Here is a 10,854-nt window from a genome sequence, read left to right on the forward strand (position 1 = left end):
CGATGCGATGCAGCGGCCCGGGTGATGGTTTGCGTCAGCACAGTCTGTGTGTGGCATGTCGTCAACCCGGCTGGTGAGCCAGCGCGATGTAGCGATTCAAATGATGATCTTCGTCGCCTAACTGATGATCGATCATGATCAGCCGTTTGGCGTAGTGCGCGAGGGGCAGTTCCCATGTCATGCCAATGCCACCGTGCAACTGGATGCATTCCTCCGCGACCAGCGTGCCAACGCGGCCGACGGTGTATTTCGCAGCGGACAGGGCGCGTTCGCGTGTGATCCGGTCGGCGTGATCGAGCTGCGAGGCCGCGTTGATGACTGCGGAGCGGGTTTGTTCGATTTCCAGCAGGACGTCGGCCATGCGGTGTTGCAGTGCCTGGAACCGGCCAATAGGGACACCGAATTGTTTGCGCGTTTGCAGATAGTCCAACGTGGCGTCACGGGCTGCACCCATGGCGCCCAGGGCTTCTGCGCACAAGGCGAGGACGCCTTTGCCGACGCTGCGTTCCAGGGTGGCGTATCCCTGATCGATCGTGCCCAAGACTGCATCGTCCCGTAGTGCGACGTCGCGTAACGTGATATCCGCCGCACGTCCGCCATCGATCAATGGGTAGCCGTTGATATGTAGGCCAGGAGTGGTTGCCGGCACCAGAAACAGGGTGATGCCTTGCTCGTTTTCCGCGTCGCCGGACGTGCGTGCCGACACGACGAATAAATCGGCATGTTCGGCTTGGGCGACGACGGCTTTGTGGCCATTCAGTGTCCAACCGTTTTTGTTACGCACCGCATAGGTGTCAACATGGGCCAGCTCGTAATACGCTTGTGGTTCCGTGTGCGCCAGCGCGATTCGCATTGCACCGGTTTGCACGCTTTCCAGGATGTCTTTTTGGGCTGGGGTGCCTACGGCTGCGATAGCATCGCCGGCCATCAGCGTATCGAGAAACGGTTCGACGACGAGGCCTCGTCCCAATGCCTCAAACACCACCGCGATGTCAAAGCCATGGCCGCCAAATCCACCATTGGCCTCGTCGAACAAGGCGCCGATCGCGCCCAGTTCGGCATAGCGTTGCCAGAACTCCATGCTGTAGCCTTCAGCAGAGTTCGCAATCCGGTCGCGTACCGCAAAGCCGTATTGCTCGGCCACAAAGCGTGTGAGCATATCCGACAGCATGCGCCGGTCTTCGGTATGGGTGAAATTCATGGCGGCTCCTTACAGGCCCAGAATCATCTTCGAGATGATGTTCTTCTGGATTTCGTTCGAGCCGCCAAAGATCGACAGCTTGCGGTTATTGAAATATTGCGCAGCGGCGCTGTCCGCGCCTGTCGGGCCGATGCTCAGATGCTGGTTGCCGTCCTCGAGCGCCTCAGCCACATAGGGGCGTGCATAGGGGCCCATGGCGCGGCGGTTCAGCGATGAAATCTCCTGGCGGATCTGGGTGCCGCGGATCTTCAGCATCGAGCTTTCCGCGCCGGGCGCGCCGCCGTTGGCAGCGGCCGCCAGTACGCGCAGATTCGTGATGCGCATGTTGTCCAGGTCGATTTCGATACCCGCCAGACGGGCCGCGAAGGCGGGATCTTGCAGCAGGGGGCGGCCGTTTTTCTGCTGTCGAGCGGCGACTTCCTTCAGCTGCTGCAAGGCCGCTGTCGAGAAACCGATCCCCGCAATATTGGTGCGCTCGTAGGTCAGCAGGTACTTGGCGCAGGACCAGCCACGATTTTCTTCGCCCACCAGATTGTCGACGGGGACGCGCACATCGGAGAAGAACACTTCGTTGACTTCGTGTCCGCCATCCAGCGTGATGATAGGGCGGACTTCGATGCCAGGGGTGTTCATGTCGATCAGCAGAAAGCTGATGCCTTCTTGAGGTTTGCCGTCGCTGCGCGTGCGCACCAGGCAGAAAATCATGTTGGCGTACTGGCCCAAGGTGGTCCAGGTCTTTTGGCCGTTGACGATGTAGTGATCGCCATCGCGCACGGCGCTGGTTTTCAGCGATGCGAGATCCGAGCCCGCGCCGGGTTCGGAATAGCCCTGGCACCACCAGTCCGCACCGTTCAGGATACGCGGCAGCCAATAACGTTTTTGTGCTTCGTTGCCGTACTTGATGAGGACAGGCCCCAGCATGCTCAGGCCGAACGGCACGATGCGGGGGGCATGCGCTAACGCGCATTCATTCTCGAAGATGAATTTTTGTACCGCCGTCCAGCCAGTGCCGCCGTATTCCTGCGGCCAGTGGCTGGCGAGCCAGCCCCGGGCGTTCAAGATCGCGTGCCAGGCCTCCATATCGGCTTTATGCAGATGACGATGTTCACGCACCTTGCGAGCCAGGGGCTCGGGCAATTCGGCTGCCAGGAATGCGCGCACCTCGGCGCGAAAGGCTTCTTCTTCGGGAGTGAAAGTCAGATCCATCAGGGATTCTCGTAATCAGTAAATTTCGAATAAACCGGCGGCGCCCATGCCGCCGCCGACGCACATCGTGACGACGGCATAGCGGATGCCGCGGCGACGGCCCTCGATCAGCGCATGGCCAGTCAGACGCGCGCCTGTGACGCCAAACGGGTGGCCGATGGAAATCGCACCGCCATCGACGTTGAGCCGTTCGGATGGGATGCCGAGTTGTTGCTGGCAATACAGGGCTTGCGAAGCAAAAGCTTCGTTCAGTTCCCACAGACCGATGTCGTCGACCTTTAGACCGTGGCGGGCCAATAGGCGCGGCACGGCGTAGACGGGGCCGATACCCATTTCGTCGGGCTCGCAGCCCGCAATGGCCAGCCCACGAAAAGCCCCCAAAGGCTGCAGGCCGGCGCGTTCAGCGTCGCGGGCTTCCATCATCACGCAGGCCGCAGCGCCGTCGGAGAGCTGCGAGGCATTGCCCGCAGTGACGAATTGATCCGGGCCGCGTACGGGCGCCAGTGTCGAGAGATTGTCATAGGTGGTGCCGGGCCGGTTGCAGGTGTCGGCATCGACAGTGACTTCGCGGGGAGTGACGCTGCCGGTGGTTTTATCGGCGACCGCCATTGTCGTGGTGACGGCGATGATTTCGTCACGATAGCGGCCGGCGGCCTGCGCATCGGCGGTGCGCCGCTGGCTTTCGACACTGAAGCGGTCTTGGGCTTCGCGGCTGATGCCATAGCGGGCGGCTACGATGTCGGCCGTCTCTATCATGGGTAGATAGAGCGCCGGCTTGTTTTCCAGAATCCATGGGTCGACGCCGCTGTTCGGATCATCACGGGTGCGCAGCTGGGATACGCTCTCGACGCCGCCCGCTATCATGGCCGGCGCGCCATCCATCACAATGCGGGCGGCGGCGCTGGCGATGGCCTGCAGGCCAGAGGCGCAAAAACGATTGACGGTCGCGCCGCCGATGGTGACGGGCAAGCCCGCGCGTAGCACGGCCTGCCGGGCGATATTGCGGCCGGTGGTGCCCTCGGGATAGCCGCAACCGAGAATGGCGTCCTCGATCATGCCCGGGTCGATGCCCGCGCGTTCTACCGCGGCTTTTACAGCAAAAGCGGCGAGCGTGGCGCCTGGGGTGACGTTGAATTCGCCGCGATGTGCCTTGGTAATGGGCGTGCGGGCGGTAGAGACAATGACAGCTTCACGCATGAAAACGTCCTGAGGGAAAAGAGGGATATGAACCGCGGCAGCGTTCTATTCTTCATCAGTAAGCAAGGCTTGACAATTACATCAATAGTTGACATTGCGTTCAAAAAAATTTGACAATCAGTCCTTATGGATACGAAATCACTGACGCTGCTGGTGGAAATACTCGACGCGGGCAATCTGAGCGAGGCCGCGCGCCGTCTGAAAATGACTCGGGCCAATGTGAGCTATCACCTGGGTCAATTGGAGCGGGCGATAGGGATGCAGTTGGTGCGCCGTACGACTCGGCGCGTCGAGCCTACCGAGATCGGGCTCAAGCTCTATCAGCACGGGTGCAACATCCGCGACGAACTGGCCGCGGCGCAGGCGTCAGTGGAGTCGCTGGGGAAAACGCCCCAGGGGCGTGTGCGATTGAGCGTGCCCAGTGGTTATGGACAGTTTGTCATGACGCCATGGCTGCTGGAATTCAAGCGCAGCTACCCGGATATCGTGCTGGATGTGTTATTCGAGAACAGCGTCGAGGATTTGCTGCGCGACGAGGTGGATATCGCCGTGCGGATCATGTCCGAGCCACCGGGACATCTGGTGGCGCGTGAGTTGGGGCAGGTGCGTTACGTGGTCTGTGCTTCGCCAGCCTATCGGGACCGTCATGGTTTGCCTCGCCGTCCCGAGGCATTGTCCGATCTGCCTGTGATCAGCGCGGCAGTGATAGGCCGGCCGCTGCGGCTTTCGGCCTATCAGGGCAACCAGCGTCAGCAGGTCGTTCTGGATCCGACGATCGTGTCGCGCAATTACGCGTTTTTGCGCGATGCTGCGCTGGCAGGTCTGGGCGTGGCGGTAGTGCCCGACTATGTCGTGTATGAGGATGTCGCGCAACAACGTCTGCTGACGGCACTGGACGACTGGCGGCTCAGCATTTTCGGACGGGCGATGTATCTGCTGATGATGCCCAGCCGCCATCAGCCTCGCGCCTTGGCGATGCTGATCGAATTCATCATGGATCGGGCCCACGCGGTGCATGTGGGGCGGCCGGGGCTGTTGTTGCCGAGGCAGGCTCGGTAAGCAGGGGCGTTGACCTGCGATAATGATTCTTTGGCGGCATGATGCTGCTTTGGGCGCAATCGGCCGGATGCATCGATCGGCTGTGTCGATGCATGTTGCTGCGTTGGTGGTGCGGGCCCCGGATTATTTGAGAGTCGAATTTGCCATGAGTGCTGCTACGGATACTGACCGTCGTTTAACCGATCTGGAAATCAAGCTCGGCTTGGCCGATGATATGCTGGATCAATTGAGTCAGACGCTGTTTCGTCAGCAACAGCTGATAGAACGCTTGGCGCGTGAATTGGCCGAATTGCGCCAACAGGTGCCGGATACCGCGGGAGGCAACTTTCGCAGCCTGCGTGACGAGATTCCTCCTCATTATTGAACGCGATGCGTATCCTGTGGGCGTATCTGCGGCCGCATAGCCGCCTGGCCGTTTTGGCATTGGTGCTGGCTGGCGCGAGCCAGGTGCTGGCGCTGATCGATCCGATTATTTTTGGCAAGATCATCGACGAGTACGCGATCAATCGCGCCGGTAAAAGCGACAGCGAGTTGGTGTCGGGTGTATTGACGCTGCTGGGTTTGGCGGTGGCGATAGCGGTGCTGTCCAGGCTGGCAAAGGCCTTGCAGGAATACGTCACGCGTCTGGTGGTACAGAAATTTGGCACGCAGCTGTTCAATGACGGCCTGCGTCAGGCGATGCGTCTGAAATTCCAGGAATTCGAAGACCTGCGTAGTGGCGAGACTTTGTCGCTGCTGCAAAAGGTGAGGGCCGATAGCGAGCGGTTCATCAATACGTTCATCAACACGCTCTTTGCCGCCGTGGTGGGGATGGGTTTTCTGGTGTGGTATGCCGTGACGCGGCATTGGCTGCTCGTGCCGGTATTTGTTATCGGTGTGTTGGTGTTGGGGGGATTGACCGGACTGCTCAGTCGCGAGATCAAAACACAGCAGCGTTCGATCATGCGCGAAACGAACCGCAGCTCCGGCTTTATTTCCGAGTCGCTGCGCAATATCGAGCTGATAAAAAGCCTGGGATTGACGTTTCCGGAGATCCGCCGATTGCAGGCGCAAATCGTGCGCATCTTTGAGCTCGAGATGCAAAAGGTCAAACGGATCCGATTATTGTCCTTTTTGCAGGGAGTGACGCTGAGCCTGCTGAAACTCGCGATTCTATTTGCATTGCTGTGGCTGATCTTTCGCGATGTATTGAGTACTGGTGAATTGATCGCGATGCAGTTTATTTCTGTGGCGATTTTTGCGCCGTTGCAGGAGCTGGGCAACATCATTCTCGCGTATCGCGAGGCTGACGCATCATTGTCGAGTTTCGATGCCCTCATGAAAAGACCGATCGATAGGCGGCCGGAATCGCCGCAGGATAGCGGGCCGATCAATGGCGTGCGATTTGCCGATGTGACGTTTCGCCATAAAGGAGCTCGCGATAACGCACTGGATGGCGTGACGTTTTCTGCATCGCTCGGGGATACGATCGCATTCGTAGGGCCGTCGGGGTCTGGCAAGTCGACGTTGGTCAAGTTGCTGCTGGGCCTCTATACCCCGGCGTCGGGCGAGGTCTTCTACAACGATATTTCCACCAAAGTTCTGCGATATAACCGGGCGCGCCGCCAGGTCGGTCTGGTGACGCAGGAACCTTATCTGTTCGCTGGCACGCTGCGCGACAATATTCGGTTGGTGCGTACCGATGCCACGGATGAGGAAATCACCAAAGCGATGGAGCAGGCAGCGTGTGCCTATTTGCTGAACAAATCACCTGACGGGCTGGATACGACGATCGGCGAAATGGGCATGAAGCTATCGGGCGGCGAGAAACAGCGCCTGTCGATCGCGCGGGCCTTGATTCGCCAACCGAGGCTGTTGATTTTTGACGAGGCGACTTCGGCATTGGACTCGCTGACCGAAGAGCAGATCTCGGATACCGTGCGTCATATTTCTGCTAGCCGGCAGCAGATCACGCTGCTCATTGCGCATCGGCTATCGACGATCATGCACGCCGATACGATTTTTGTACTGGAAAAAGGCCGTATTGTCGAAAGCGGCACGCATTCCCAACTGTTGGCACAGACAGGCTTGTACTACGCGATGTGGCGTCAACAGATTGGTGAGCGGCCGGTGGAACATACGCTGGAATCGGATTCGTCATCGGAAAGTTAAGGACAGGATGATATTGGGCCGACGCTTTGCGTTTTGCTAAGCATCATTCTTTCTCAGCGGCGCAAAGTATCTCGAATCAAGCATCACGCGCCGTGCAATGCCGACCAGAGCCTCGAGCCCATCAGAGTGCGAGGCTTTGCGATAGGCGGCGCAGATCCGTAGCGATCTGAACGGCGTTTGCTGGCGATAGCTCACGACAGAGCCGCGCTGGATTTCGTTGCGCAAGATGCATGTGGGCAGCACGCCTACTCCTACGCCGCTGGCTACCAGACGGGCGAGCATCGCTAGGCTGTTGCAGGTGTTGACCCTGAGCGCTGATCCGCCCGCTTGCTCCCACCAGTTGGCCATCATCTCGTTCAGCGGCGACGGCTGGGGCATGCAAAGAATCGTTGATTCAGACAAAGACTGCGGATCGGCAAACTGAGAGGGCATGGCGATGGAGCGGTGCCCCACCCAGGCGACAGGCGCCAGTGCCAGAGGTTCAATTTGCATGTTCGCCAGATGCCCTGGATCGGCCAGTATCGCCAGATCCAATTGATTGGCCGCCAATCCGTCGAGCAGCACAAAGCTGTTGCTGACGGTCAGCTCGACTTTCAGGCGCGGATAGCGTTCTCCCAGCAGGGTGATGATCTTGGGCAGGACCGCGATGGCGATGGTTTCCGATGAACCGACCCGCAGTGTGCCTTGCAGCGGATCGCCGGTGCGCAGCCGGGTTTCGAGCTCGTCCAGCAGTTTCAGCACTTCGTCGGTGTAGTGCAGTGCGACGGTTCCTTCGGCGTTCAGTTTGGCGGTGCGCCCGTCTTTTTCGAACAGCCGGGTGCCGAGGGCTTCTTCGAGCTCTCGCACGCGCAGCGAAATCGTGGGCTGTGTGACGTTCATGTGCCGGGCCGCTGCCTGAAACGATCCTAATTTTGCAATCGCTGCGAGTGCCTCGATCTGAGCCAGGGAGTATCGACGCATCAGTTTTTCCTATGGAAAACGTAGAAAAAGTTTAATTAGTTTAATGGTTTGAGCGGCGCTAGGATACGGGCATTACGACAAATACGCGGCATGCTGGAAGCAAACGCGATCCAGGTCCGTCCCAATTGGAGAGAGGGCAATGACGAAAGCGAAACAGTTGAGGGATGCTATCTACGCGCCGGAAATACTCGTGCAGCCAGGCGTTTTTGACGGGTTCAGTACACGGCTGGTGGAACACATGGGCTACACCAGCGCGTTTATTACGGGCAGCGGCGTGAGCGAGACGCGTCTTGGGCAGGTCGATGTGGGCATCATGGGCATGGAGGAAAATGTCGCGGCCGTGCGCAATATCACCGCCTGTTCGAATCTCGCGCTGCTGGCCGACGGCGATACGGGCTATGGCAACGCCATCAACGTCTTTCACACGGTACGGGCTTTCGAGCGCGCGGGCGCAGCCGGCATCATGATCGAGGATCAAGTCTGGCCCAAGCGTTGCGGCCATATGCGCGGCAAGGAGGTTATCCCCCAAGACGAAATGGAGCAGAAGCTGCGCGCCGCGTGCGAGGCGCGCACAGACAAGGATTTCGTCATCAAGTCGCGTACTGACACGCTGGCAACGCACGGACTGGATGAGGTGATTCGCCGGTTGAATGCGTACGCGGAAGCGGGCGCGGATCTCTTGTTTGCCGATGCCTTGTTGGATGCCGAACAGATTCGCACGGTTGCGGCCAACGTGCCTAAACCGCTATGCGTGAACATGGGTTTTGGTATCCGCCAGCGTTCGACGACGCCGCTGTTGTCCGCCGCGCAATTGCAGGATCTGGGCGTGGCCGTGGTCATCTACCCGCGGCTGTTGACGGCCTGCGCGTTGGCTGGCATGAGAAAGGGCCTGGAGATCCTGGGGCAATCGCTGCAAAGCGGAAAACCCGAGGATAGACCCGATGCGGCATTGAGTTTCGAAGAGCTCAACGACATCATGGGAATGGTGCACATCAAGGATCTGGAGGAAAAATTCCTGACAGTCGCGCAGAAGACCGCGAAATATGGCCGGGAACCGGTTGGCGCAGTTCGCGAGGAAAGTGAGGGAGCCTCGCATGCATAGTGCGGCCACAGACTCGCGCATATTGCCGCCGGGATCGGCGGATTGCCATGCTCATGTCATTAAAACGGACAGGCCGCTGGTCAGCGACCGGCATTCTCAGCCCGCTGCTGATGCGTTGGTCGAGGACTATCTGCATACGCTGACGGCTAATGGCGTCATGTACGGGTTGCTCACAGCACCGAGTTTTTACGGCACGAATAACGACGTGCTGCTCGACGCATTGAAAAGATCCGGCGGCAGGCTGCGCGGCACGGCAATTGTGGAGCCCGAGATTGGCGAGGCTGCTCTCGCATCCTTGCAGGCCGAGGGCGTGTGCGGCATCCGATTGAATTGGGTCAAGCGTGCAGCAATTCCCGATATTCAGTCCAGGGAATACCAAGGTCTGCTGGCCAAGGTAAAGAATCTCGGCCTGCATGTCGAGGTGTACCTGGAGGGCGAACATCTGCCGCCGGTTCTCGCTGCCATCAATGCCAGCGGGGCGCGCGCCGTGATTGATCATTTCGGGAATCCGGAGGGCGCCGATGGGATTCACAGCGAGGGCTTTCGGGCGTTGCTGGCCGCGCTGGATGCCGGTAACACCTGGGTCAAGTTATCGGCGCCCTTTCGATTGCGAGGCAGTGCGGCGCCCGCACTCGCAGCCGAAATCATCAAGCAGTCCAATGGTGAACGAGCACTATGGGCAACTGACTGGCCCTGGGTAGGCCATGAAGAGAAGGTGACTTATTCGCAGTGCATCGCATCGCTTTTCGAATGCGTGCCCGATGCGGAAATTCGAAATCGAATCCTGACGAAAAACGCCTACGAAGCGTTTGGGTTCGGTCCGTAACGGCGAGCCGATCAACCGATTGGCCTGTCCCTCTGACCATTTCTACGCTATAGGTAGGAGACAACATAATGAGAAAACATAAACTTCTGAGCGCGGCGCTTTCTGCGGCACTCGTCTGCATGGCCAATGCCTCGGCCGCCAAGGACGTCGTAGACATGATTATTCCGACCGCTCCGGGTGGCGGAACGGACTCTCTGTTTCGCGCCATTTCGCGCTATGCGGAGCCATATCTTGACGCCACGATCGTGGTAAAGAATGTGGGCGGCGCCGGCGGAACGATAGGGATCGGTCAAATGGCTCGGGCAAAGCCGGACGGTTTGACGATGGCGGGTGTCTGGATGGGACCCATAACGGTGGCGCCGCATACGGTCGATACGACCTACGGTCTGGACGACTATATCCCCGTCATTCAGCTCGACGCCGCACCTTATGTGCTCTGCGTTCGCAGTGATTTTCCGGCCAATGACGGTAAAGCTTTCCTCGATACACTGAAGTCCAAACCCGATCAATATACCTTTGGGACCGACGGTGTTGCAGGCCCCGGTCAATTGGCGGCCGAACGTGTGTTTCAGTCTTTCGGTATCAAGGCTCGCGACGTGCCTTACCGCGGTGCAGGGGAAATCATGCCCGCATTATTGGGGAACGTTGTCGACATTTACGTGGGTTCTGTGCCTCTTGCCGTCTCGATGGAAAAAACAGGAAAAATCAAATGCCTGTTGGTAACCGGTGCAGATCCGGTAAAGGCGTTACCACGAGCCACTACGCTCACCGAACTGGGTATCCCCGAGAAAGAGACGCTGTTGTGGCATGGCATGTGGTGCCGGCCGGGACGCCGGATGCGGCAGTGAAGCGTTTGGGCGACGCATTTGAAAAAGCCGCAGATTCGCCGGAAATGGCCAAGTTCTTTGAAACGGCTGGTGTGGAGAAGAAAATTTTGCGCCGTAAAGCATTCTCTGATCATGTGCGTCAGGAATACGCGGAACTGGGCGAGCTCGTGAAAACGTTGGACCTCAAGAAACCATGATGAGCAAGCCGTCAGCGTTAGACAAAACACGGGTGCTGGTCACGGGGCGGCACATCAGCGGTCAATCTCTGGGGGTGTGCGGGAATGTGGAAACGATGCGGCGGCGTTGAATCAGCCTCCCGACGCAT

Annotated in this window: 11 protein-coding genes; 7 read left to right on the forward strand and 4 right to left on the reverse strand. The window is 58.9% G+C overall.

Annotated elements, in window-relative coordinates:
* Positions 1–61 precede the first annotated feature (61 nt).
* From ACNA0J_RS07715 to ACNA0J_RS07725, 3 genes are read right to left on the reverse strand one after another with little or no spacing between them, the layout of a single operon-like run.
* A complete protein-coding gene (locus ACNA0J_RS07715) occupies positions 62–1,201 on the reverse strand; it encodes an acyl-CoA dehydrogenase family protein (RefSeq protein ID WP_415818096.1) in 1,140 nt (379 codons plus the stop codon).
* A 9-nt stretch (positions 1,202–1,210) separates the two neighbouring features.
* The gene (locus ACNA0J_RS07720; RefSeq protein WP_415818098.1) at positions 1,211–2,407 is read right to left on the reverse strand and encodes an acyl-CoA dehydrogenase family protein; all 1,197 of its coding nucleotides are present in this window, start codon (positions 2,405–2,407) and stop codon (positions 1,211–1,213) included.
* A 15-nt stretch (positions 2,408–2,422) separates the two neighbouring features.
* A complete protein-coding gene (locus tag ACNA0J_RS07725; RefSeq protein ID WP_415818100.1) occupies positions 2,423–3,604 on the reverse strand; it encodes an acetyl-CoA C-acyltransferase in 1,182 nt (393 codons plus the stop codon).
* A gap of 126 nt (positions 3,605–3,730) precedes the next feature.
* Here ACNA0J_RS07725 and ACNA0J_RS07730 point away from each other — a divergent pair, with 126 nt between their 5' ends.
* The 3 genes from ACNA0J_RS07730 to ACNA0J_RS07740 all read left to right on the forward strand — a co-directional run bounded on the left by ACNA0J_RS07730 (position 3,731) and on the right by ACNA0J_RS07740 (position 6,814).
* Positions 3,731–4,663 carry a LysR family transcriptional regulator gene (locus tag ACNA0J_RS07730; RefSeq protein ID WP_415818102.1) on the forward strand — a complete coding sequence of 311 codons (933 nt, stop codon included), beginning with the start codon at positions 3,731–3,733 and terminating at the stop codon, positions 4,661–4,663.
* Between the two features lie 145 nt (positions 4,664–4,808).
* Positions 4,809–5,027: a SlyX family protein gene (locus tag ACNA0J_RS07735; RefSeq protein WP_415818104.1), complete on the forward strand. Its 219-nt coding sequence runs from the start codon at positions 4,809–4,811 to the stop codon at positions 5,025–5,027.
* Between the two features lie 5 nt (positions 5,028–5,032).
* Positions 5,033–6,814 (forward strand): ABC transporter ATP-binding protein, encoded by a 1,782-nt coding sequence (locus tag ACNA0J_RS07740; protein ID WP_415818106.1) that lies wholly within the window; start codon positions 5,033–5,035, stop codon positions 6,812–6,814.
* Positions 6,815–6,850: 36 nt separating this feature from the next.
* Here ACNA0J_RS07740 and ACNA0J_RS07745 read toward each other — a convergent pair whose 3' ends face one another.
* Entirely contained in the window at positions 6,851–7,774 is a 924-nt protein-coding gene (locus ACNA0J_RS07745) for a LysR family transcriptional regulator (RefSeq protein ID WP_415818108.1), read from the reverse strand.
* A 139-nt stretch (positions 7,775–7,913) separates the two neighbouring features.
* Between ACNA0J_RS07745 and ACNA0J_RS07750 the strand changes: the two genes are divergently transcribed.
* The 4 genes from ACNA0J_RS07750 (at position 7,914) to ACNA0J_RS07765 (ending at position 10,726) form a co-directional block, all read left to right on the forward strand.
* On the forward strand, positions 7,914–8,876 hold the full coding sequence (locus ACNA0J_RS07750) for an isocitrate lyase/PEP mutase family protein (RefSeq protein WP_415818110.1): 963 nt from the start codon (positions 7,914–7,916) through the stop codon (positions 8,874–8,876).
* Positions 8,869–9,702, forward strand: coding sequence for an amidohydrolase family protein (locus tag ACNA0J_RS07755; RefSeq protein WP_415818112.1), 834 nt, complete (start codon positions 8,869–8,871; stop codon positions 9,700–9,702). Before ACNA0J_RS07750 ends, ACNA0J_RS07755 begins: the two co-directional genes overlap by 8 nt.
* Positions 9,703–9,770: 68 nt before the next feature.
* The gene (locus ACNA0J_RS07760) at positions 9,771–10,550 is read left to right on the forward strand and encodes a tripartite tricarboxylate transporter substrate binding protein (RefSeq protein ID WP_415818114.1); all 780 of its coding nucleotides are present in this window, start codon (positions 9,771–9,773) and stop codon (positions 10,548–10,550) included.
* Positions 10,547–10,726, forward strand: a complete 180-nt coding sequence (locus tag ACNA0J_RS07765; RefSeq protein ID WP_415818116.1) for a hypothetical protein — start codon at positions 10,547–10,549, stop codon at positions 10,724–10,726. The genes ACNA0J_RS07760 and ACNA0J_RS07765 overlap by 4 nt, the downstream gene beginning before the upstream one ends.
* The last annotated feature ends 128 nt before the right edge of the window (positions 10,727–10,854 follow it).

It is taken from the genome of Bordetella tumbae, from assembly GCF_965139195.1.
GTDB lineage: Bacteria > Pseudomonadota > Gammaproteobacteria > Burkholderiales > Burkholderiaceae_B > Bordetella_A > Bordetella_A tumbae.